The organism is Ruegeria sp. BE9, assembly GCF_056538765.1.
In genome coordinates this window covers 812,875-834,404 of sequence record NZ_JBQFTS010000001.1, presented here as the reverse complement: position 1 = coordinate 834,404, position 21,530 = coordinate 812,875, and the positions used below count along the sequence as shown (strand labels likewise).

19 protein-coding genes and 1 other RNA gene are annotated in these 21,530 nt (G+C 53.2%); 8 read left to right on the top strand and 12 right to left on the bottom strand.

Annotation, left to right across the window (positions count from 1 at the left end; all coding sequences use genetic code 11):
* Positions 1-30 precede the first annotated feature (30 nt).
* From ACR0EO_RS04060 to ACR0EO_RS04050, 3 genes are all read left to right on the top strand, one after another.
* On the top strand, positions 31-1,731 hold the full coding sequence (locus ACR0EO_RS04060; protein ID WP_480687256.1) for a sensor histidine kinase: 1,701 nt from the start codon (positions 31-33) through the stop codon (positions 1,729-1,731).
* A 13-nt stretch (positions 1,732-1,744) separates the two neighbouring features.
* The gene (locus tag ACR0EO_RS04055) at positions 1,745-3,079 is read left to right on the top strand and encodes a sigma-54-dependent transcriptional regulator (protein WP_480687254.1); all 1,335 of its coding nucleotides are present in this window, start codon (positions 1,745-1,747) and stop codon (positions 3,077-3,079) included.
* Positions 3,080-3,587: 508 nt separating this feature from the next.
* Positions 3,588-6,446 carry an Rne/Rng family ribonuclease gene (locus tag ACR0EO_RS04050; RefSeq protein WP_480687252.1) on the top strand — a complete coding sequence of 953 codons (2,859 nt, stop codon included), beginning with the start codon at positions 3,588-3,590 and terminating at the stop codon, positions 6,444-6,446.
* A 52-nt stretch (positions 6,447-6,498) separates the two neighbouring features.
* On the opposite strand, the gene ACR0EO_RS04045 is transcribed toward ACR0EO_RS04050, so the two are convergent.
* Complete coding sequence (locus ACR0EO_RS04045; RefSeq protein ID WP_480687250.1) at positions 6,499-6,732, bottom strand: sulfurtransferase TusA family protein; 234 nt, start codon at positions 6,730-6,732, stop codon at positions 6,499-6,501.
* Positions 6,733-6,837: 105 nt separating this feature from the next.
* Between ACR0EO_RS04045 and ACR0EO_RS04040 the strand changes: the two genes are divergently transcribed.
* From ACR0EO_RS04040 to ACR0EO_RS04025, 4 genes are all read left to right on the top strand, one after another.
* Complete coding sequence (locus ACR0EO_RS04040; RefSeq protein ID WP_480687248.1) at positions 6,838-7,590, top strand: cytochrome c biogenesis CcdA family protein; 753 nt, start codon at positions 6,838-6,840, stop codon at positions 7,588-7,590.
* A gap of 63 nt (positions 7,591-7,653) precedes the next feature.
* Complete coding sequence (locus ACR0EO_RS04035) at positions 7,654-8,868, top strand: hypothetical protein (protein WP_480687246.1); 1,215 nt, start codon at positions 7,654-7,656, stop codon at positions 8,866-8,868.
* Complete coding sequence (locus ACR0EO_RS04030; protein ID WP_480687244.1) at positions 8,865-10,214, top strand: cytochrome P450; 1,350 nt, start codon at positions 8,865-8,867, stop codon at positions 10,212-10,214. Before ACR0EO_RS04035 ends, ACR0EO_RS04030 begins: the two co-directional genes overlap by 4 nt.
* A gap of 73 nt (positions 10,215-10,287) precedes the next feature.
* Positions 10,288-11,169 (top strand): fructose bisphosphate aldolase, encoded by an 882-nt coding sequence (locus ACR0EO_RS04025; protein WP_480687242.1) that lies wholly within the window; start codon positions 10,288-10,290, stop codon positions 11,167-11,169.
* Positions 11,170-11,176: 7 nt separating this feature from the next.
* Here ACR0EO_RS04025 and ACR0EO_RS04020 read toward each other — a convergent pair whose 3' ends face one another.
* From ACR0EO_RS04020 to fumC, 4 genes are all read right to left on the bottom strand, one after another.
* Positions 11,177-11,779: a DNA-3-methyladenine glycosylase I gene (locus ACR0EO_RS04020; protein ID WP_480687241.1), complete on the bottom strand. Its 603-nt coding sequence runs from the start codon at positions 11,777-11,779 to the stop codon at positions 11,177-11,179.
* 61 nt (positions 11,780-11,840) lie between these two features.
* The gene (locus tag ACR0EO_RS04015) at positions 11,841-12,062 is read right to left on the bottom strand and encodes a ribbon-helix-helix domain-containing protein (protein ID WP_480687239.1); all 222 of its coding nucleotides are present in this window, start codon (positions 12,060-12,062) and stop codon (positions 11,841-11,843) included.
* Positions 12,059-12,235: a DUF4169 family protein gene (locus ACR0EO_RS04010; protein ID WP_480687237.1), complete on the bottom strand. Its 177-nt coding sequence runs from the start codon at positions 12,233-12,235 to the stop codon at positions 12,059-12,061. The genes ACR0EO_RS04015 and ACR0EO_RS04010 overlap by 4 nt, the downstream gene beginning before the upstream one ends.
* Positions 12,235-13,629, bottom strand: coding sequence for a class II fumarate hydratase (gene fumC, locus ACR0EO_RS04005; protein ID WP_480687235.1), 1,395 nt, complete (start codon positions 13,627-13,629; stop codon positions 12,235-12,237). Before fumC ends, ACR0EO_RS04010 begins: the two co-directional genes overlap by 1 nt.
* A 207-nt stretch (positions 13,630-13,836) precedes the next feature.
* Here fumC and ACR0EO_RS04000 point away from each other — a divergent pair, with 207 nt between their 5' ends.
* Positions 13,837-14,400, top strand: coding sequence for a hypothetical protein (locus ACR0EO_RS04000; protein ID WP_480687233.1), 564 nt, complete (start codon positions 13,837-13,839; stop codon positions 14,398-14,400).
* A gap of 14 nt (positions 14,401-14,414) precedes the next feature.
* On the opposite strand, the gene ACR0EO_RS03995 is transcribed toward ACR0EO_RS04000, so the two are convergent.
* The 7 genes from ACR0EO_RS03995 to ACR0EO_RS03965 all read right to left on the bottom strand — a co-directional run bounded on the left by ACR0EO_RS03995 (position 14,415) and on the right by ACR0EO_RS03965 (position 21,527).
* Positions 14,415-14,873, bottom strand: a complete 459-nt coding sequence (locus tag ACR0EO_RS03995) for an SspB family protein (RefSeq protein ID WP_480687231.1) — start codon at positions 14,871-14,873, stop codon at positions 14,415-14,417.
* Between the two features lie 76 nt (positions 14,874-14,949).
* Complete coding sequence (gene chrA / locus ACR0EO_RS03990; protein WP_480687229.1) at positions 14,950-16,203, bottom strand: chromate efflux transporter; 1,254 nt, start codon at positions 16,201-16,203, stop codon at positions 14,950-14,952.
* A complete protein-coding gene (locus ACR0EO_RS03985) occupies positions 16,200-17,015 on the bottom strand; it encodes a chromate resistance protein ChrB domain-containing protein (RefSeq protein ID WP_480687227.1) in 816 nt (271 codons plus the stop codon). Before ACR0EO_RS03985 ends, chrA begins: the two co-directional genes overlap by 4 nt.
* 128 nt (positions 17,016-17,143) lie before the next feature.
* Complete coding sequence (locus ACR0EO_RS03980) at positions 17,144-17,575, bottom strand: ester cyclase (protein WP_480687225.1); 432 nt, start codon at positions 17,573-17,575, stop codon at positions 17,144-17,146.
* A gap of 100 nt (positions 17,576-17,675) precedes the next feature.
* Positions 17,676-18,034: a transfer-messenger RNA gene (ssrA, locus tag ACR0EO_RS03975) on the bottom strand.
* Between the two features lie 44 nt (positions 18,035-18,078).
* Entirely contained in the window at positions 18,079-20,907 is a 2,829-nt protein-coding gene (locus ACR0EO_RS03970; RefSeq protein ID WP_480687223.1) for a type I restriction endonuclease subunit R, read from the bottom strand.
* Positions 20,904-21,527 carry an abortive infection family protein gene (locus tag ACR0EO_RS03965; protein ID WP_480687221.1) on the bottom strand — a complete coding sequence of 208 codons (624 nt, stop codon included), beginning with the start codon at positions 21,525-21,527 and terminating at the stop codon, positions 20,904-20,906. The genes ACR0EO_RS03970 and ACR0EO_RS03965 overlap by 4 nt, the downstream gene beginning before the upstream one ends.
* Positions 21,528-21,530: the final 3 nt, after the last annotated feature.

Genomic DNA, 21,530 nt, shown 5'->3' with positions numbered 1-21,530 from the left:
CGCGGTGCGCCACTCGGGTGGCGCCTGCGAATGGCTGTTCTGTTGTTGCTTGTCGCAACCGTAGCCACGGTTTGGATAACCAACCGCTTGTTAACGGATCGCTTTACAGAGTCCACACGCAACAGGGCAGAGGTGCGTCTTGCTCTGTATTCAGGGAATTTGCTCAGCGAGCTGCGTAGAAATGCCATCGTACCGCAGCTATTAGCACGTGATCCCACATTGATCTCGGCTCTTCAGTCTCGGGATTATTCCTTGTCGAGTCAGCGCCTTATCTCTTTCGTAGAGGAGATCGGCGCCGCATCCTTGGTGTTGCTGGATGGCGATGGCCTGACAAGGGCAGCAACAGACAGAAACCGTCTCGGAGAAGCACACCGAAACTCGCCGTATTACGTTGATGCCGTCCGCTCGAACGCGACGATCTTTACGGTCAACAAGAAGGATACAGGCGGATACAGCTTCGTTTATTCCCGTAGGATTGAGGCAAATGCCGAAATTCTGGGTGTTATTGTAGTCGAGGTTGACCTGCACAAATTTGAACGTACTTGGGCCGGGATTTCCGATGCTGTTATGGTAACGGACAGCACAGGAACGATCATTCTATCGACAGAGCCACAGTGGCGCGGTCTTGATGAGGGATCCGCAATGCTGCGTCAGCCACCTCAAGGCGCCATTCAACGAGCGATCCGAGCGACAACCGATTGGACGGCCCTGCCTCCAGACGCCTACCTTCAGGGTGAGGCTGTGATGCGTATGGAGACGCGTATCCCGTTCCGAGGTTGGCAAATGACGTCGTTCACAACCTACGCGTCGATCCGTGAAAAGGTGAACAGCGTTCTTGCCCTAGAAATCATGGGTTTTGCGATTCTGCTTGCCTTGGCCTTTTACGCACTCAGCCGCAGAGCCACGGTGCGAATGGCGTTGTTCCAGCGTGAGTCGGCAGAGCTTCGCGCATTGAACGCAAGGCTGCAGCGAGAAATCGCTGAGCGTGAAAGGGTTGAAAAAACACTGGAAGTTGCGGAGCAAACGCTGGCCCAAAGCTCGAAACTGGCGGCGCTCGGCGAGATGTCCGCAGCTGTTAGCCATGAACTAAATCAACCGCTGGCTGCAATGAAGACTTACCTTGCAGGAGCCCGTTTGCTGTTGCGCCGAAATTGCCCCGAAGAAGCCTTGGCAAGCTTTGGTCGCATCGACGGTTTGATCGAGCGTATGGGCGCGATTACCCGACAATTGAAGTCGTACGCACGTAAGGGCGCAGACGCGTTTTCCCCAGTAAACCTTGGTGAAGCGCTGGCATCGAGCCTCTCAATGATGGAGCCTCAGTTGAGGCAGCGCCATGTCAAGATTACTCAGATTTTGCCTGAGGAACCTGTCATGGTGATGGGGGACAGGATGCGGATTGAACAAGTGATGGTTAACCTCTTGCGTAATGCCTTGGACGCCACCAAGTCTGTATCAGAGCCGGATGTTGAAATCATTCTGGCTGCGGGCGACACGGCGGTGCTGACCGTGCGTGACAATGGTCATGGTATCGAAGACATCGAGAACCTGTTCGAGCCCTTTTACACTACCAAGCAGCCCGGGGATGGGGTCGGTTTGGGGCTTGCCATCTCTTCGGGTATCGTAAACGACCATGGTGGACGGCTAACTGCCCGCAACAGCCAGCACGGCGGTGCGGTGTTCGAAATGCAGCTACCAATACTGGGAAGCGACGGCCTTGAGGCCGCTGAATAACAAAGGAAGTACTATGGCACAGGCCATGAAAATCGCCATTGTGGATGACGAACAGGACATGCGCCAGTCGATCAGCCAATGGCTGGCGCTGTCGGGATATGACACTGAAACCTTCTCGAGCGCCGAAGACGCGCTAAAGGTTCTTGGGCCGGACTATCCAGGGATCGTCATTTCAGACATCAAAATGCCAGGGATGGACGGCATTCAGTTGCTGAAAAAGCTGATGGGGGCGGATAGCACTCTTCCTGTCATCATGATCACCGGCCACGGCGATGTTCCTATGGCGGTTGAGGCGATGCGTGTTGGTGCGTTCGACTTCCTAGAAAAACCGTTCAATCCAGATCGCATGTCCGAACTTGCAAAACGCGCAAGCAATGCACGGCGTTTGACACTGGACAACCGGGCGCTGCGGCGTGAGCTTTCCGGTGGCACTCAGATCATGAACAAGTTGATCGGTGCCAGCCCCGTTATGGAGCGTCTGCGCGAAGACATTCTGGACTTGGGGCAGGCGGACGGCCACGTCTTGATCGACGGCGAAACGGGAACCGGCAAAACTCTGGTGGCCCACGCATTGCATGCGGTTGGCAGCCGTGCCGGTAAGAAATTCGTCCTAGTGTCCTGCGCAGCACTTGAGGAAGAGGTGCTGTCCAAACGCTTGTTCGGCCCGATGATGCCAGAAGACGCCCAGTTGCCTGCAATCGAAGAAGCGCGCGGTGGGACGCTGGTTCTTGAGGACGTAGAAGCGCTGAGTGACACGCTTCAGGCACGCCTGCTGAGCGTTATGAATGATCAGGGCACGCCAGCCGAAACCCGGATCGTAGCGATTTCGAACTTGCAAGAAGCCGGCAAAACCAGTGAGGACGTGCTTCGGCCAGACCTATTCTATCGTTTGGCGGCACTTCGCATCACGATGCCACCGCTTCGTCAGCGCGGAGAGGATATTCTGACGCTGTTCACTCGTCTCAGTGAGCAATTCGCTGAAGAATACGGTTGTGACGCACCTCAAGTCAGCGCGCAGGAAGCCGCACAACTGCTGCAAGCCCCTTGGCCGGGCAACGTGCGTCAGCTGATCAATATTGCTGAACGCGCCGTACTGCAGTCGCGCCGTGGCTCGGGAACAATTGCATCTCTGCTTATGTCAGATCACGAGGAGATGCAGCCCGTGATGACGACGGAAGGCAAGCCGCTCAAGGAATACGTCGAAGCCTTTGAGCGGATGCTGATCGATAACACAATGCGTCGCCACAAAGGCTCGATTGCGTCTGTTATGGAAGAGCTTTGCCTGCCGCGGCGTACCTTGAACGAGAAAATGGCTAAATACGGCCTACAAAGATCTGACTATTTGTAAGCGTTGGCGAGGGGGGTAACCCCCTCGTTCGCTTTTGTTTCATTTATTCCAGAGAGTTTTTGGGCAAGATGAATGGCTCTTGAGCATTGTTCAGGAGCGCTGGTGCAGTTTGCCCATTGTCTTTTCCACAGGACTGCTTTTATTGTGTCCGAACGGGCTAGGCAGTTTTTCAGCCTATAAGTCCCGGATCTTTGAGTTTCGCTGCTCTGCCGCGGATGGTGATAATCCCACGAGGCAAAGCAGACCGATTGTGCCCCTAATTGGGGCAGATGAACGCCTGAACCCGTATACGGGTGAAAGGAATAAATGGGCAGACAGCGGCGAGCCGCGTCTGTCGGAGAAGAACCGCGATGACGCGCGCGCAACGATTGAGTGAACGGGCAGGGGGCCAAAGCGCCAGACCCTGCCGCGCGCCGTCCGATATCGCCCTGACAAGACACCACCCCAAAAGCGCCTGTCCCCCCGGACGGGCAAGGACTACGCGTTTGGCGCGGTGCACCAAGGACACATGGCTAAGAAAATGCTTATCGATGCCACCCACGCGGAGGAAACCCGCATTGTGGTGGTCGACGGAAACAAGGTCGAGGAGTTTGACTTTGAATCCGAAAACAAACGCCAGCTTGCTGGCAACATCTATCTCGCAAAAGTAACACGGGTCGAACCGTCGCTTCAGGCGGCTTTTGTAGATTATGGTGGGAACCGCCACGGCTTCCTCGCGTTCTCGGAAATCCATCCGGACTACTATCAAATCCCGGTCGCAGACCGCGAAGCGCTTATGGAAGAAGAGCGCGCCTATGCCGAGGCCATGAAGGCGCGGGATGAAGCCGAAGAGGCCAAGCCCAAAAAACGCCGGTCGCGGTCGCGGACCAAGGCAGCCGATGTGAAGTCCGACGATCCAGTCGAAACGATCGAAGTTTCGTCTGAGCCTACTGGTATGGAAACAATCGATCTGGATGAGAGTGAAGAGGGCGATGACGTTTCCATCCCCGAAGGCACTTCTCCTATGGATCATGTGGCTGAAACCCCGGTCGAAGAGCCTGAGGATGAAGTCGAAGCTTCTGAAGAGGTAGAAGCCGCTGCTTCAGAGACTGAGGAAACCTCAGAAGTCGATGAGGTTGCCGTTGAAGCATCAGAAGAAGAAACTTCTGATTTAGAAGAGACAGCAGAAGAAGCTGTTGAAGCGGAAGAAGTTTCTGCTGACGCAGAGGCCGAAGACGTAGACGCTGAAGCACCTGAAGGCGAACAAGCCGAAGAGGTCGCGTCGGCCGAGAGTGAATCTGAAGCTGACGACGAAGGCGAAGGCGAAGGCGAAGGCCAGCCCCGTTCCGATGCGACCTCAAAAGATGACAGCATCGAGTCGGTTGCTGACGAAGATGACAGCGAAGACATTCGCCCACCACGCAAGCCACGGCCGCGTCGTTACAAAATTCAGGAAGTAATTAAGGTCCGTCAGGTTCTGCTGGTTCAGGTTGTTAAGGAAGAGCGCGGCAACAAAGGCGCCGCTCTGACGACTTACCTGTCATTGGCCGGGCGCTATTGCGTTTTGATGCCGAACACCGCGCGTGGTGGTGGTATCAGCCGCAAAATCACAAACGCACCAGATCGCAAGAAACTGAAGGAAATCGCCGCGGAGATTGATGTTCCGACGGGTGCAGGCCTTATTATCCGAACTGCAGGTGCCAAGCGTACAAAGTCAGAGATAAAACGCGATTATGAATACCTCCAGCGTATGTGGGAGCAAATCCGCGAGCTGACGTTGAAGTCGATCGCACCCGCCAAGATCTACGAAGAAGGCGATCTGATCAAACGATCGATCCGCGATCTTTATAATCGTGACATCGACGAAGTTCTGGTCGAGGGCGAAGGCGGCTACCGTATCGCCAAGGACTTCATGAAGATGATCATGCCGTCCCATGCCAAGAACGTAAAACGTTATGAGGACGCGCTGCCGCTGTTTGCGCGCTACCAGGTCGAAAGTTACCTGACAGGGATGTTCAATCCGACGGTGCAGCTGAAATCTGGCGGTTACATTGTGATCGGCGTGACAGAAGCATTGGTTGCGATTGATGTGAACTCTGGCCGGGCTACTAAGGAAGGCTCTATCGAAGAAACCGCGCTCAAGACCAACCTTGAGGCAGCCGAAGAGGTTGCGCGTCAGCTGCGTTTGCGAGACCTGGCTGGCCTGATCGTTATCGACTTTATCGATATGGACGAGCGTAAAAACAACGCCGCCGTCGAAAAACGTCTGAAGGAACGGCTAAAGACAGATCGCGCACGCATTCAAGTCGGCCGGATTTCAGGCTTTGGCTTGATGGAGATGAGCCGTCAGCGTCTGCGCCCCGGCATGCTGGAAGCTACGACACAGCCGTGCCCGTCTTGTCACGGCACAGGTCTTATCCGCTCGGACGACAACATGGCGTTGACGATCCTGCGTCAGATCGAAGAGGAGGGCACCCGCCGCCGCTCGCGCGAGGTTCTGGTGCGCTGCCCGGTTAGCATCGCCAACTTCCTGATGAACCAGAAGCGCGAGCACATCGCCCAGATCGAAGCGCGCTATGGGTTGTCGGTTCGAATTGAAGGTGACGTTCATCTCGTCAGCCCAGATTTCTCGATGGAGAAATTCAAGACGGCCAGCCGGATTGTACCCGAAGCGAGCGCACCTGTTGTGTCAGTTGATGCCTCGCTGATGGATCTGGTGGACGCCGACGAAGAAGAAGCGGCATCGGAAGATACGGTTCAGGCCGATGAAGAAAACAAGCCCAAGCGCAAGCGTCGCCGCCGTCGTCGTAAGAAGAGCAATACTTCGAATGACACACCAGAGTCGGAAAGCGACGAGGCCGAAACAGCTACTGAAACCGGTGAGGAACCGGCTGGGGAGCCTGAAAGTGAAGAGGTGGCCGTCGTTGAGGCAAAAGAAGAAAAGCCAAAGCGTCGTCGCGCTCCTCGTCGGAAGAAGAAGGAAGCAGAGCCTTCAGAAGCTGTAGAAGAAGTTGCGGCTGCTGAAACCGTTTCGGAACCTACTGAAGAAGCGAGTGAAGAGGCAGAGGCCCCAGCTGAACCTCAGGACGCGGCCAGCGGAACCGTTGAAGAAGTCGCCGTTTCAGAACCCGCAGCAGAAGAAACTGTTGAGCCTGTTGCGGAAGAAGAAACTGTTGAGCCTGTTGCGGAAGAAGAGGCTGTGGAAGAAGCGACCGAAGCTGTAAGCGAAGTCGTTTCCGAGACCGTAACGGAAGTTGTCGAGGAAGTTGTAGAAGTGACAGCCGAAGAAACGGCTGAGCCCGTTCTCGAGGTTGTAGCCGAAGAGCCAGAACAACCCTCTGAACCACCAAAGCCCAAACGGCGTGGTTGGTGGTCTTTGGGCCAGTAAAGCAAAAAGGCGGGCCTCAAAGCCCGCCTTTTTCATTCGGCTGACCAAAGTTTCAGTCCGATTTTTGAATCACGTATATCTGATGCCCGTCCGCTTCCTCCTGAGACAAAAGCAAGTGACCGCTTTCGGTGCAGAAGTGAGGTACGTCGACGATAGCTGCTGGATCATCAGCTAGCACTTTTAGAACCGCGCCAGCCGGCATGGATTTCAAGCGCTTTCTGGCTTTTAGTACTGGCAAGGGACATAGCAGCCCAAGTGCATCAAGCGTTTCGACAGAATTTGACATGACGCTCAGATATTTCCACTTTTGTGTGGTGTCCAGTGTGCAACCACGAGGATGTGACCGTATGGCCCCGTGACGATGTGGGTTTGATACCATATGTGCTGATCTATGTTCGGAATAGATATCATAGACGCGGGCCTGCTGCCTGCCATGTTCATCGCAATGCTCGGCGGGTTGATTAGCTTTCTGTCTCCCTGCGTGTTGCCCATCGTACCGCCGTACCTTGCTTATATGAGCGGCGTAACGATCAATGAAATGCAGGACGAAGCGCAGGCACGCCGTAAAGCGACTCTATCGGCGTTGTTCTTTGTTTTAGGCTTGTCGACGGTATTCTTGCTGCTTGGGTTCACGGCTTCTGCTTTTGGGGCGTTTGTTCTTAAAAACCAGGTTCTTTTTGCAAAGCTGTCCGGTGCTGTTGTGATCGTCTTTGGCCTGCATTTTCTGAATGTGTTTCGGATACCGTTCCTTGACCGAGAAGCCCGAATTGACGCCGGCGAGTCCGGTGGGTCTGTGTTTGGCGCCTACATCCTTGGTCTTGCGTTCGCGTTTGGTTGGACGCCGTGTATTGGTCCACAATTGGGCGCGATTTTGTCTCTGGCTGCTTCGGAAGCTTCAGTTGCCCGCGGTACGTTGCTCTTGGGGGTTTACGCAGCAGGCTTAGGTATTCCGTTCCTGCTGGCAGCCATGTTCTTGAACCGGTCTATGTCTGTGATGAACCGTATCAAACCCCACATGGGAACAATTGAGAAAGTCATGGGCGGTCTGCTGTTGTTTGTCGGCATCATGCTGATCACCGGCTTGTTCACAGAGTTCAGCTGGTGGCTGCTTGAAACCTTCCCCGCGCTGGCCAATTTTGGTTGATACATCAATCTGACTTACCTTGACGTTCATGCTGCGCTAACCTGCGCTGCAGAAGGTAAGGCTATGAGCAGTCAAACAAATCAGCCTCAGGTTCGCAGGCGTCGGGTGTTCTACATTCCCGGCTATGACCCGATTCATCCTAGGCGCTATCGAGAGCTTTATCGCAAAGAAAGCCAGGAGCAGGCGTCGATTTCGGGATATGAGATTTCTATTTCGCCAAAGTCCAGCAAGGGCCCATATGGCTGGCACATTTTATCAAAGCAAGACGGTGTAAAAGTAGACGCGGATGTCGACGTTTTGGTCTGGTCCGACATTGTACGAGACAGCATGTCCAATTCGATCCTGGCGACCTACCTGCAACTGGTGCGAACTGCATGGGTTTACATCAGCACTGGAACGCTCTGGCGGTTGATGCGTTTACGTAAGGGGCCTGTGATCGCCGCTTTGTATCCGGTTGGCATGCTGTTGGCGCAGCTCTTAGCGGCCGTAGTAGCTGCTTGGGGTGTCTACGCGCTTTTGGCCCCATTGTTTGAAGCATTCGGGCTTATACCAGCTGGGGCAGCCGCATATGCGCTATTGCGCTGGTTTCGTAAGATCGACAACCGACTGTTCGCTTATTACTTAATGCATGACTACGCGTACTCATCAGCGCTTAAGGGCGCCGTGTCAGCAAGAATGCAAGCGCGTCTCGCCGAATTCCGAAACCAAATTGAAGGTGCGCTTGAAACTGAAGTCGATGAAGTTCTTGTCGTCGGCCACTCTTCAGGAGCCCATCTGGGCGTAACAGTATTGGCTGAATTGACGCGAACAGGCAAAGTCTCAGATTGTCAGCCGACGTTGTCGTTCCTGACACTAGGGCAGGTAGTTCCTATGGTTTCCTTTCTCCCCGAAGCAATTGATCTTCGAACGAACCTTCAATTTCTGTCTGAGCAGACCGAGCTAACATGGATAGACGTATCTGCCCCCGGGGATGGTTGCGCTTTTGCCTTGTGTGATCCTGTCTCCGTCTCCGGAGTTGCGACAGAAGACAAACGCGGGCCATTGGTTCTATCCGCGGCGTTCACAAAAACCCTTTCTCCAAGCCGATGGAAGGAACTTCGCTGGCGGTTCTTTCGCCTGCATTTCCAATATCTCTGCGCGTTTGATAACCCGGGTGCCTACGACTACTTCCGCATCACGGCAGGACCACAAACACTTGGTCAGCGTTTTGCAGGACGGGCACCGTCAAAGTCCCGCATCGAACGTCCTGTTTCCAAGTTTCAATCGGTGCGCGTGTGACACCTCCAAAGCCGAAATCACGTCCAGATAAGGTTTCGCTTTGGCGATACTTAAAGCTGTTTCGCCGGGATCTTCTTTCGGCACAGCCGCAACGGCTGTATCGCGCATGGATGGCGGAGTTCCAAACGCCATTCTTTAAGTCGTTTATGATAAATCAGCCCGAACTTATAGATTTAGTTCTGAAAAAACGTCCTGATGACTTCCCAAAGTCCGGCCGGATCAGTGAAGGTTTGCGCCCACTTCTAGGAAACTCTGTTTTTCTGACTAATGGAGATACATGGAAAAGACAGCGGCGGATTATTGATCCGGCGTTTGAAGGCGGTCGTTTGAAAGATGCCTTTCCAGCCATGGTCGATGCTGCAGAAGCATGTGTTGAACGCTTGCGAAGCAAATCCAATGCAGTGATCGAATGCGAAGAGCTTATAAGTCACGCTGCTGCAGATGTAATTTTCAGGACGTTGTTTTCGGTTCCGATAGAGCATGAGGTTGCCGCTCAGGTCTTTAACAAGTTCCGCGCTTATCAGCGCCAACAGCCTTTGCTGAACTTGGCAGCGTTTGTTCCTATTCCGCGTTGGGTACCGCGTTTTCACAGACGCCAAACCCGAAGAAATGCCCGGGAGATCAGAGATCTGATAATGCGCCTTACTACCGAGCGCGCGGCTCTGATTGAAAAAGGGCAAGCACCCGATGATTTAGCCACCAAGATCATGACCACGACCGACCCACAAACGGGCGAGCGGTTCGATACGCACGAAATGGTCGATCAAGTGGCGATTTTCTTTCTCGCGGGGCATGAAACCAGCGCGTCAGCGTTGGCTTGGACGCTTTACCTGATGGCTTTATATCCCGAATGGCAAGAAAGGTTGCACTCTGAGGCGCAAGTTCTAGGGCGCCCTGAGTTCGGCAAGGTGTCCAAGCTAAAGCTAAGCCGGGATGTCTTTCGAGAGGCGCTGCGCCTATATCCTCCGGTCCCAATGATGGTGCGCGAAGCGACATGCCCAGAGAGTTTTCGGGGCAGGGATGTCCCGAAGGGAGCGCAGGTCGTTATCAGCCCGTGGCATTTACACCGACAGGAGCGGCTTTGGGACCGCCCTGACGAGTTTGATCCAAATCGCTGGAACACAGAGAATGGCAAGGCGTGTCAACGCGAGGCCTTCATCCCTTTCTCTGCAGGGCCGCGTGTCTGTACTGGCGCTGGGTTTGCTATGATCGAAGGACCACTGCTGTTGTCCATGTTGTTGCGAAGCTTTCGTTTTGAGCTCGTTGAGGGGCACACGCCTGTACCGGTGGCGCATCTGACAGTCAGATCAAAGGACGGAATTTGGTTGAGGGTAGTTGAGCGCTAACAAACTACCATCACCGCGCGCCTTGCTGTATGCGATTGAAAAACGCGGAATCATTATTGAACGGGAAAGTCTTATGTCCAAAGCAGAACAGCGCGAGCAGATGTCCACCGGTGCAGGCTTCATTGCAGCACTGGATCAAAGCGGTGGCTCGACACCTAAGGCGCTGGCTCTCTACGGAGTTGATGCGGGTGAATACAGCTCGGACGAGGAGATGTTCGGCGAAATCCAGAAAATGCGTGCCCGGATCATTCTGGCAGACGATTTCACCAAGGACAAAGTGATCGGTGCTATCCTGTTCGAACGCACACTCGGCGAAGAAATCGACGGTCGTAAGGTCGCTGACTATCTTTGGTCGGTCAAAGGCATCGTACCGTTTCTTAAAATTGACAAAGGCCTGGAGGAACAGGCCAACGGCGTCCAAATCATGAAGCCTATCCCCGGTCTTGCGGACACTCTGGCAAAAGCCGAAGGCGTCTTTGGCACCAAAGAACGCTCAGTCATCCACGAAGCGAATGCAGAAGGCATCGCAGCCGTCGTCGCCCAGCAGTTTGACGTGGCGCGAGAAGTATGCGCCGCTGGCATGGTCCCAATTGTAGAGCCTGAGGTGAACATTAACTCGGCCACAAAAGCCGAAGCAGAGGATATTCTGAAGGCCGAAATCCTTAAAAACCTCGACCAATTGGCCGAAGGTCAGGACATCATGCTGAAGCTGACCATTCCCAACGCGGCTAACCTATATGATGAATTGGCAGACCACCCCCGCGTGGTTCGCGTTGTGGCGTTGTCGGGCGGCTATTCGACCGAGCAGGCCTGCGACCTGTTGAACCAGAACGGCAAGATGATTGCCTCTTTCTCACGCGCTCTGACTGAGGGCTTGTCAAAGAAGCAGTCAGATGCCGAATTCAATGCTGCTCTTGGTGGCAATATCGACAAAATCTTCCGCGCCTCGGTCTAATTCGGCGCTAAACTGGCTTTTTGAAATCGCGGCGCAACTGCGCCGCTTTTTCGCGCATAACGCACCCTTCAGCGTGATCGTTAACCAACCCCATGGCCTGCATAAAAGCAAATACCGTGGTTGGGCCTACGAACTTCCACCCACGTTTTTTCAGATCTTTTGACAACGCGACAGACTCCGGCGACGTAGACGCGGTTTGCGGCTCAGGCGGATTGTCTGCCTCGTAGCGCCAAACGTAAGCGGCCAATGAGCCCTCGGCTGCAATAAGCTCTTGCGCGCGTTTAGCATTGTTAATGACGGCCTCTATCTTTCCGCGGTGTCGAACGATGCCTTCGTCCTGCAGAAGACGTTCAATATCTGAATAATCAAACGCGGCTACTGCATTGAAATCGAATTGATTAAAAGCTTTGCGAAAGTTTTCTCGTTTAGCCAAAATGGTTCGCCAACTTAGGCCAGACTGAAAGCTTTCGAGGCACAATTTTTCAAACAGCCGCTGGTCATCCGCAACAGGGTATCCCCACTCTTGGTCGTGGTACTCAAAGAACTCAGGAGCAGCCTGGCACCAGTTACAACGTGGTTGGCCGTCAGGGCCCGGACTTGTGTTTCCCATAACATGTACCCCTTTTGTTCTCAGAAAACTTTAACGGGAAAGAGATGTGTAGGACAAGGAGTTAAATTTGGTCCTGATACCATTGTAGAATAAACACTCTGATAGCCGAGGCGAGGCCAACATCTGGATCTCGCTCGACATCAATCTCTGCAGCCAAGGCATTGATTGGCATATCTTTAGCTTGCGCAATTTCACGAAACGCGCGCCAAAACTCATCTTCCAGAGAGACCGAAGTACGGTGACCTTTAAGTGTAAGAGAGCGTTTGACCGGGCGACCGCTCATTCGTCCAACTCTCGATCGTCCAAATCACGATGAAACTTTTCCCGATCGAATGTTTCCTCAACCTTTTTGGCCTTGGATCGCCCGAATTTGATAGCGTTTTGATCCGCGCGGGCCTTTTTTTCGGCCCGCGCTTTCTCTTTTCTGTACCGGTTAAGGTTAACCGGCTTACCCATTAGTCTTTTGGACCGATCATGTGTTCCGGGCGGACAACGGCGTCAAAAGTCTCTTCGTCTACAAACCCGAGTGCGATGGCTTCTTCTTTGAGAGTCGTACCGTTCTTGTGCGCAGTTTTTGCTACGGTTGTAGCGTTGTCGTAACCGATGGTTGGCGCCAGCGCTGTAACCAGCATCAAGGATTCCTTCATCAGCTTATCGATGCGCGGCTCATTGGCCTTGATGCCCAACAACATACGCTCAGTGAAGCTGTCGGTGGCGTCGCCCAACAGCTGAATCGACTGCAGAAGATTGTAGGACATCATCGGATTGTAAACGTTGAGCTGGAAGTGGCCTTGCGAGCCGGCAAACTTCATCGCCGCATCGTTACCCATGACATGCGCAGCTACCTGTGTCAGCGCCTCAGCCTGCGTCGGGTTAACTTTGCCAGGCATAATTGAAGAACCCGGCTCATTCTCAGGGAGGATAAGCTCACCCAAACCTGAACGCGGACCGGAACCCAACAAACGGATATCATTGGCGATTTTGTAGCAAGAGCCCGCGATGGTCGCCAATGCGCCCGATAGGAACACCATGGCGTCATGGGCGGCAAGAGCCTCGAACTTATTGGGCGCGGTGACGAAGGGCAGGCCAGTGATGTCAGCCATGTTTTTCGCTACAGCTTCGTCCCAACCGTTGTGCGTATTCAGGCCGGTGCCGACAGCTGTGCCGCCTTGCGCCAGTTCATAGATGCCAGGCATCGACGCGTGGACACGGGCGATCCCTTGACGGATCTGGTGAGCATAGCCGCCAAACTCCTGTTCCAGGGTCAACGGAGTTGCATCTTGGGTGTGGGTACGACCGATCTTGATGATGCCTGCGAACTCTTTCGCTTTGGCTTCCAGTGCGGAGGCAAATTTCTCCAAACCCGGAAGAAGCACATCGCGAACGCTCATCGCGGTGGCAATATGCATGGCAGTAGGGAACGTATCGTTCGAAGACTGACCCATGTTGCAATGATCGTTCGGGTGAACCGGATCCTTAGAACCAATGACACCGCCCATAATCTCGATCGCACGGTTCGCGATGACTTCGTTCGAGTTCATGTTCGATTGAGTGCCAGATCCTGTCTGCCAAACAACCAGCGGGAAGTTGTCGTCGAATTTGCCTTCGACAACCTCACCTGCGGCCTGAATGATAGCATCCGCAATCTTCGCATCCAGTTTACCGATCGCCTTGTTTTCCATCGCGCAGGCTTTTTTGATCACGCCCAATGCGCGTACGATGGCGACAGGCTGCTTTTCCCAGCCGATCGGGAAGTTCATAATAGAACGCTGTGTCTGCGCGCCCCAATATTTGTCGGCAGGAACCTCGAGCGGGCCAAAGCTGTCGGATTCGGTGCGGGTCTGAGACATCTGTCACTCCGTCATGTATACAGTCGCATGCCGTTTACCCGTGACAGCGTCATCGCGCAATCGGCCAGTTGCGCGCACCTTAAACACTAGCCATTGAAAGGTATAGATTCGCGAGTGCGTCATTTTTCTTATGTCCGGCGGTAACAGTGTCATTGTGCCTGAGAAACGCTAGGTTACTATGTAAGTACAAATACGTTGGAGGTTGCGGTGGGTGCTATCAATCAGACCCGTTCCCTGAAAATTGTCATTTTCTCTCTGGGGATTCTGCTCTGGACTGCAATGGTGACTGCCCCGGTTCGCGCTGCAGAAATCGATCCGTTTGTAGGTGACTATGTGGGTTCCGCCAATATGGTTGACCAAGATGGAAGCGAGACGCCTCGTGATATGAGCGTGTCCATCCAAGAAACCAAAGAGGGTTTCAATGTCAGTTGGACAACGACAACATACAAGCTGGATGGCCGCGTAAAGGCTCAGCGGTTTTCGGTTGATTTCAAGGCTACAGAACGGCCCGACGTGTTTTCCGCTGCGATGAAGCGCAATGTTTTTGGACACGAAGTTCCGTTGGATCCTATGCAAGGTGAGCCGTTCGTTTGGGGCCGAATTGAGGGCGACACGCTTACAGTCTTTTCGTTGTTCATTGGACCAACTGGCGACTACGAGCTTCAGCAGTATGACCGCACTCTGGCCGAGGGCGGTCTAGATCTGTCGTTCTCCCGATTTCGAAACGGTATCAAGTCTCGCTCGGTCGAAACCTTCCTTAAGATGAAATAAGTCCCCAGGGCCTATTATTTCCGGAAGCTGTCCAGCGAAACCACTTCGGCGTCTTGCTGGGTCGGGTCTTCTTCAACCTCGATCGACTCTTCGACATAGGACTCCATCTCATCTTCGTCTTCAGGGCTTTCGAAGCGAAGACCAAATTCAACCGAAGGATCAACAAAAGTTTTGATCGAGGAGTAGGGGATATACAGCGGTTCAGGCGCGTCGCCGAAGTTCAGGGTAATACCGAAACCGTCATCGCCGACGTCCAGATTCTCGAACCAGTGCTGCATAACAATTGTCATTTCTTCCGGGTACCGCTCGCGCAGCCAATCCGCGATTTCGACACCGTCCTGACGGGTGTCGAAAGTGATAAAGAAATGATGCGTACCAGGTAGGCCGTTTTCAGAAACGCTGGTTAGAACGGTCTTGATGAGTCCCCGCATAGCGGTATGCATCAAGTTTCCATAATCGATGTCTTGCGACATGTGTAATCCTCAAAAGTGGTCACTATCAGCATAAGGGATTTCAGAGGAAACGAAAGACCACGGATGCAAGGATTGTTCAAACGTAGTGAAGACCAACTCCGATAGCAGCCACAATCGACAAGGTTGTCACCATTCCCAGTTTAAATCGGAAAATCAACGCACTAGCCGCCAAAGTCAACGCAAGCGCAGCAAAATCCAAAGTCGTCAGCTTTGGCCAAGGCAAAGTCATTGCCCCCCAGGATTTCTCAGGAACTTCTGCAAAAAGAACGTTAAGCCCGAACCAAACGGAAAGGTTAAGAATCACGCCCACAACGGCGGCTGTAATTCCGTGCAGCGCAGCGGACAGCCTTGGACGGGCCGCAAGTTGATCCAGATAGGGGGCCGCGAGGAAAATCCACAGAAAACACGGGACAAAAGTGGCCCAGAGTGCAACTGCGCCGGCTGCGATGGCCAATGAAGGACCGCCAGAAATTTGCCCCGTCAGCATGGCCACAAATTGCGTAACAAGAATCAAAGGGCCAGGGGTCGTTTCGGCCAATCCGAGCGCGTCGATCATTTGATCTGTGCTGATCCAGTTGTTTTTTTCCACGACGGTTTGTGTCATGTACGCAAGCACAGCATATGCGCCCCCAAACGTGACGACTGCGAGGCGTGCAAAGAACCAACCCAAATCACTCAATAGTTTTTGGCCGCTCAAACTGAGTGCGAACAGTGGTCCAAGCCATAACACAAGCCAAAATGCGGCAGTTTGCAAAGCTCCGGTGGCTTTGGGGGCAGGGGGCGTAGCGGCGGGCTGCACCTCTTCATCGAAACGCACATAACCCCAAACAGCAGCTGCAAGGATTATAAGTGGAAAAGGGAGGTTGAACGCGAAAATCGCAAGGAACGCCAGCCCGGCGACCATTCGGTGTTCGATATCTGTAAGAGCCTTACGCGACAAATTTCTAAGCGCTTGCAGCACGAAAACGATGACCGTCGCCTTAACCCCCAGAAACCCGGCTTGAACCAAAGGAAGATTACCGAATGCTGCATACAAGCCAACCAGTAGAGCGATTATGAAAGCACCTGGCAAAACAAAAAGGGCTCCGGCAACTAAGCCGCCTGCAACACCTCGCAATCGCCAACCCGCGTAGGTGGCCAGCTGCATCGCTTCGGGCCCGGGCAGAAGCATACAAAGCGACAGAGCGCGTAAATAGGTTTGCTCATCCAGCCATGGCCGTCTTTCTACCAATTCCTGATGCATCAATGAGATTTGGGCGGCAGGCCCGCCAAATGACAAAAGTCCAATGCGACCGAAAACTCGCACCATCTCGGCTATTGAGGGAGTCATTTTTTGCGGTCCGTTGGCCAGTCGTGTCGTTCATCGAAACCGTCTCGCGCCCAACGGTACAAGGCGTCGTAGAGGTTTAGGCCGGCTTCTAGATTCTGGTGGTCGTCTCGATATTGGCGCGACAACCCGACCGACACTGCCAATAGTCCCGCAGCTTCTGGTGCTAGCTCATGCTGATTGGTGTCGGCCGCGCGTATAACTGTCGCCAAACGGTAGAGAGCGGGTGTGTGTAAGTTGAATTCATCCAGCATCGTATCGAATGTGCAGCGGTCGTTTCGATGCGACCAGTAAGCTCCCTCGAGATCAAATGGCGTAGCTCCAAAGACTTGCGCAGCGCTTTCAACCTCAGACGGAGAAACAAAAAGAAAACGGGCATTGGGGTCCACAAATCGAAGGATCAGCCACGGGCAAGCGATCCGATCGATCTTGGGTCTGTGGCGTGTAACCCAAATGGAAGATCCATTATCAGAGTTTGGTATAGCCGCGGCAGGAACTCGAGGGGCGTCAGACATTTCCCGCCAGCCAAACATTCCGCCCTCAAGGAATTCAGCCTGACAACCCTCGCTTCTTAGCCATGAGACGATCCCCTGACTTAGCTTTTTACCTTTCTGACAGACGATAATAGCTTGGCGGCTCCCAATCAGATCAATCAAACCCGGAATATCGCGCGCGCTGTGGCGAACAGATGCTGGGATCAGGAAAGGGTCAGATTCGAAGTCAGCATCTAAACAAACGTCTATCACTAACGGGGCCTGAGGCGTTCCGATCAGTCGCAAGAGTTGTTTGGGTGTTATCGAGTTTGGCGCAGGCATAGCATGTCTCCTGATTTCAGCGGATACATGCGAAACTTGGGCTGACGCCTCACGGGGCGTTCGCAATCTTACCCCATACCCCCTGATTAGGGCCAGTTTCTTAAAGGGTCAAGATTGCGAGCTGCAGGTTACGCCCAGTCGAGCCTTTGACCGGTCATACATACGGGTAGGGTATCCTGCGGGAATTGGCCAAGCTGTTCGAACAAGGAGATAAAATCAAACTGATTATACGCTTCGACCATTCGCCCATCTTTAACCCGCGCAAATACGCTTCCTGTAGCTTGTAAAGGAGCTCCGTTGTCGGCACGCGAGGTCGTCAGGTGTATAATTGCGGAAACCCAATCACCGCCCTCCACAACTTTGGGAAGCTCAACCTTGATATCCCCGAGGATGTGCCGAAAGGCCGAGACAAGATCACGGAAATCATCTGCACCAACCTGCATCTCTGGGATTACACCCTCAGCCATAGTATCCGCAGCAAAGTACTGGTCGATTGCATCTGTGTTTCCGTTTTCCCAAACCTCCGAATACCACTCTCTGAGTACATCTGCGTGCGCCATCTCAGTTCTCCTTTTCCTGTTGGGGACAGCATCGAGGAAAAGGGTGAAAAAACTCTGAACGTTAACAAACTCAGAGCTAAACATCAGACATTTGAAGTGAAATGCAGGTTTCTGTTGCCAGGTACCTGCGAACCCCGCCTTACGCGGCTAGGCGCAAGGGCTTAAGTTTCGGTCTAGTTACTGCTTACGCAGCAACTGCAACCGGAGCACGATTGTCGTTTGCAATTGTACTAGTTTCGCCGATAACGGTGGCAGACAGCCGAGACAAAGCTAACCCCTTTAGACGTTCGTCGATCCTATTTCGGCCCCATGATCCTCAAACGAAGGATGTTGGTGGAGCCGCCGGGTACCGCCCCCTTATGACTCCCGAAAAGTTTACTGTTTGATTGATTGCCTTTAAAAATATGACAAAGAACTGCGGTAAAGAAGATGTTTTTTACCTAAAACTGGGAAAATTTCTTACCGAGAACACTTTAGGTAAATCTTGTTGCGAAGTTACTGATTTAGTCAACGCCGTCGATGAAGGTTTCCACGAACGCCTTGATCTTCTCGATCACGCGATCTGCCACGCTGCGACGTTCTCTTAGGCCAGGGCGCTTTTCCATAATCCCGATAACGTCGTCCCGCATTGGGGTCTTCTCGGTGAAGAGGTAGGTTCCAATAACCTTCTCAAGGCCTTCTTGCTTGAGGCCTTCGTCCTCGCTCAGGTTCGCGATAGCTTCCTGTTTTCTTGCCTGCCAGTAGCTATCGAATTCCTCCCCCACATCGGCGCTTGCCGGTATGTCAGGGAAATGCTGCGAGATGAAGCGTTCGATTAGCTCTTTCTTGCTGCGGAGTTGAGCCTCGGTGTCGAGCACATCCATGATGCTCTTGCGAGCCTTGGCCTGCTCTTCAGGCTTTTTGTTCTGCATATCGCGTAGCAGATTGATGATGTAGCTGACGTTGATTTTGTCGCGACTGATGAGCTCAACCTCGAAGTCCAGGTCATCAAGGATCGAAACCTTCTCTTTTTCTTTTTCACTCCGCACCTTGTCGTAGAGGTCAAGGTACTTGCTGCGGAAGTCAGCGAAAGTCTGTTCATCAAGGGGCAGGGTGGAGAAGTCGAACTGCGTAAAGCAATCCAGCACGTTCTTCACCCGGATCAACTCACGGAAGGCTTGCACGAAGGCAGCTTCATCCTCTTCGGTGAGGAGCTCATCCACACTCTCGACGGTCGGCGTGATGGCAAAGAGCATCGCGGTCGCTTCCTCGAACTTCTTCACATAGTCCTCGTAGGGAGCGAGGATGATTTCCTCCTGCGCGTTTTTGTTCGCGAAGAGCTCGATTGCCTTGTCAGTAGCGGGCTTGAGATTGCGAAAGACCACCACATTCCCCTGGGACTTCTTCGCACCCATTGTCCGGTTGGTGCGAGAATAGGCCTGCAAAAGCCCGTGGTACTTGAGGTTCTTATCGACGTAGATCGTGTTGAGCGGCTTGCTATCAAAGCCGGTGAGGAACATGTTCACAACGAGCAAGATATCAACCTGCCGCGCTTTCACGCGCTTTCCGACATCCTTGTAGTAGTTGTAGAAAAGCTTGCTGTCCTTGGTTGAATAGTTGGTCCCGTACATCGCATTGTAGTCGGCAATGTACTCGTCCAGCTTCTCCCGGCTGTGCTTGTTCACCGGGCGACTTTCGTCCGGCAGGTCATCTGCATCACCAAGGCCATCGGCGTCGGCATCTTCCTCGTTCGCTTGGTAAGAGAAGATGGTCGCAATCTTGAGGTTGTGCTCTCCAGCTTCCTTCTTGGTTTTGAAGAGCTCATAGTAGGCAATCAGGCTCTTCACGTTGGAGACGCACATGATGGCTGTAAAGCCGCGGCTATGTGTCTTCCTGTCGTGGTTAGCGATGATGTAGTCCACGATCTTCTCGAGACGGGCAGGGGCCTCCATGACCTCGGCTGTGTCGATGGCTTCGACCTCGATGTCTTCCACCTGGTCCTTGCGTTTAACGGTTCGGATGTACTCGACTGAGAACTTCAGGACGTTCTCATCTCGGATGGCATCGGTGATGACATAGCGATGCAGGCATTCTCCGAAGAGGTCTTTGGTCGTGCGTTTCCCAAGGGCATTCTTCGCGGCGTTGTCTGCGAAGATCGGCGTTCCGGTGAAACCGAACATCTGCACGTTATCGAAATAGTCTGTGATGCGCTTGTGGGTCTCTCCGAACTGGCTGCGGTGGCATTCATCGAAGATGAAGACCATGCGCTTGTCCTTAAGCTTCTCCATCACCTTCAGGTGCCGCTCTTTGCTGATGGCTGTATTGAGCTTCTGAAGCGTGGTCACGATGAGGGGAGTATCGTTCGAGAACTGGTCCACCAGCTTCTTGGTATTATTGGTCGCATCGACGCTTCCTTCTTGGAAGCTGTTGAACTCTTTGATGGTCTGGAAATCGAGGTCTTTGCGGTCTACGACAAAGACCACTTTATGCACCTTCGAGCTCTGCGTAAGTATCTGAGCGGCCTTGAAGGATGTCAGGGTCTTTCCTGAGCCGGTTGTGTGCCAGATGTAGCCGTTCTTCTGCGTGTTCGCGACACGCTCGACAATCGCTTCAACCGCATAGAATTGGTAGGGACGCAGCGCCATGAGCAGCTGGTCACTTTCATGCAGAACGATGTACTTCGTGATCATCTTTGAGAGCTGGCACTTTTCGAGGAAGGCCTCTGCAAACTCGCTGAGCTGCGAGATTTTCTTGTTCTCTTCGTCGGCCCAGAAGAAGGTCTGCTTGAAGTCCCGCCGGTTCACCGGGTTGTTTGCGTAATACTTGGTGTTGACCCCGTTGCTGATGACGAAGAGCTGAATGTAGCCAAAGAGCCCGTAGCCCGCAGAAAAGCTATGGCGGTGGTAGCGATTGGTCTGGTTGAAGGCCTCTTTCATCTCAAGGCCTCGGCGCTTGAGTTCGATTTGCACGAGGGGCAGGCCATTCACAAGCAAGGTCACGTCATAGCGGTTCGTGTACTTGCCGGTCATAGTGACCTGATGCGTCACCTGATACTGGTTCTTGCACCACTGAATCTGGTTGATGAGCTCGATATAGCCGGTCGTTCCATCGTCGCGGGTGTAGTCCACCTTGTCGCGGAGAATCTTGGCCTTCTCAAAGATGTTTCCGCGAGCGAGCTTATTGAGAACTTGCCGGAACTCGAGGTCAGAGAGGAGCAGCTTGTTATGCTTTTCCAGCTGACGCTTGAGGTTGACCAGAAGGTCATTCTCATCGGCAATCGTCACTTTATCCCAGCCCAGGTCTTCAAGCTGCGCGATAAGGGCGTTCTCTAGCTGTTGCTCTGTCTGTGTCATTCTTCTTCGGGGTCAAATTCTAATAGGAAATCGCCAAGCTCGATCTCATAGGTTTCAAATTCTTGGTCGAAGAGGGCTCGACTGTACCGGATTTTCCCAGGGAGCGGGTTTTGTTCGTCAAGGAAGTCGTTGAACTCCGGGTGGTCCTCATACTCCGTGACCTTGTCTGCCAACTGGTCCAAGCGGCGCAGCATGTAAGTGCATATATTGTCCGTGATCCCGACAATTAGGTCGGCAAACTCTGCGTCGTTGACTTGCTCTTTGAGCGAAGCGCGACCATGCCCGATATCGCAGTGCTCATTGCGGACCTCACCGATGTAGTGGACCACGCCAGAGAGGCGTTTGCACAAATCCGCATCTGAGAAGCCACGACCTTTTTGAAGCTCAGAAAGCGCTCGCTTCACCAGCGCCTGAAACTTTTCATCGTTGTGGCTATCGAGCGGCTCTTGGTTGAGAAGATGCAGCGAAAGCTTTGAGATACCCTCTATGAGAGCTTTGCAGGTCTCAATCGAGATATCAGGCTTTTCGTCAATGTATCCATCTACCAGGTCCAGATGGCTGTGGTAGTAGTCTAATCGGTGGCGCTTAATCCGTTGGATTTCGTGTTTGAGCTTTTCCATAGG

Excerpts from the sequence above, each read along its gene's own strand:
- ACR0EO_RS04060 (WP_480687256.1), top strand. The coding sequence starts at position 31 with ATGGCTGTTCTGTTGTTGCTTGTCGCAACCGTAGCCACGGTTTGGATA.
- ACR0EO_RS04055 (WP_480687254.1), top strand. The coding sequence starts at position 1,745 with ATGGCACAGGCCATGAAAATCGCCATTGTGGATGACGAACAGGACATG.
- ACR0EO_RS04050 (WP_480687252.1), top strand. The coding sequence starts at position 3,588 with ATGGCTAAGAAAATGCTTATCGATGCCACCCACGCGGAGGAAACCCGC.
- ACR0EO_RS04045 (WP_480687250.1), bottom strand. The coding sequence starts at position 6,732 with ATGTCAAATTCTGTCGAAACGCTTGATGCACTTGGGCTGCTATGTCCC.
- ACR0EO_RS04040 (WP_480687248.1), top strand. The coding sequence starts at position 6,838 with ATGTTCGGAATAGATATCATAGACGCGGGCCTGCTGCCTGCCATGTTC.
- ACR0EO_RS04035 (WP_480687246.1), top strand. The coding sequence starts at position 7,654 with ATGAGCAGTCAAACAAATCAGCCTCAGGTTCGCAGGCGTCGGGTGTTC.
- ACR0EO_RS04025 (WP_480687242.1), top strand. The coding sequence starts at position 10,288 with ATGTCCAAAGCAGAACAGCGCGAGCAGATGTCCACCGGTGCAGGCTTC.
- ACR0EO_RS04020 (WP_480687241.1), bottom strand. The coding sequence starts at position 11,779 with ATGGGAAACACAAGTCCGGGCCCTGACGGCCAACCACGTTGTAACTGG.
- ACR0EO_RS04015 (WP_480687239.1), bottom strand. The coding sequence starts at position 12,062 with ATGAGCGGTCGCCCGGTCAAACGCTCTCTTACACTTAAAGGTCACCGT.
- ACR0EO_RS04010 (WP_480687237.1), bottom strand. The coding sequence starts at position 12,235 with ATGGGTAAGCCGGTTAACCTTAACCGGTACAGAAAAGAGAAAGCGCGG.
- fumC (WP_480687235.1), bottom strand. The coding sequence starts at position 13,629 with ATGTCTCAGACCCGCACCGAATCCGACAGCTTTGGCCCGCTCGAGGTT.
- ACR0EO_RS03995 (WP_480687231.1), bottom strand. The coding sequence starts at position 14,873 with ATGTCGCAAGACATCGATTATGGAAACTTGATGCATACCGCTATGCGG.
- chrA (WP_480687229.1), bottom strand. The coding sequence starts at position 16,203 with ATGACTCCCTCAATAGCCGAGATGGTGCGAGTTTTCGGTCGCATTGGA.
- ACR0EO_RS03985 (WP_480687227.1), bottom strand. The coding sequence starts at position 17,015 with ATGCCTGCGCCAAACTCGATAACACCCAAACAACTCTTGCGACTGATC.
- ACR0EO_RS03980 (WP_480687225.1), bottom strand. The coding sequence starts at position 17,575 with ATGGCGCACGCAGATGTACTCAGAGAGTGGTATTCGGAGGTTTGGGAA.
- ACR0EO_RS03970 (WP_480687223.1), bottom strand. The coding sequence starts at position 20,907 with ATGACACAGACAGAGCAACAGCTAGAGAACGCCCTTATCGCGCAGCTT.
- ACR0EO_RS03965 (WP_480687221.1), bottom strand. The coding sequence starts at position 21,527 with ATGGAAAAGCTCAAACACGAAATCCAACGGATTAAGCGCCACCGATTA.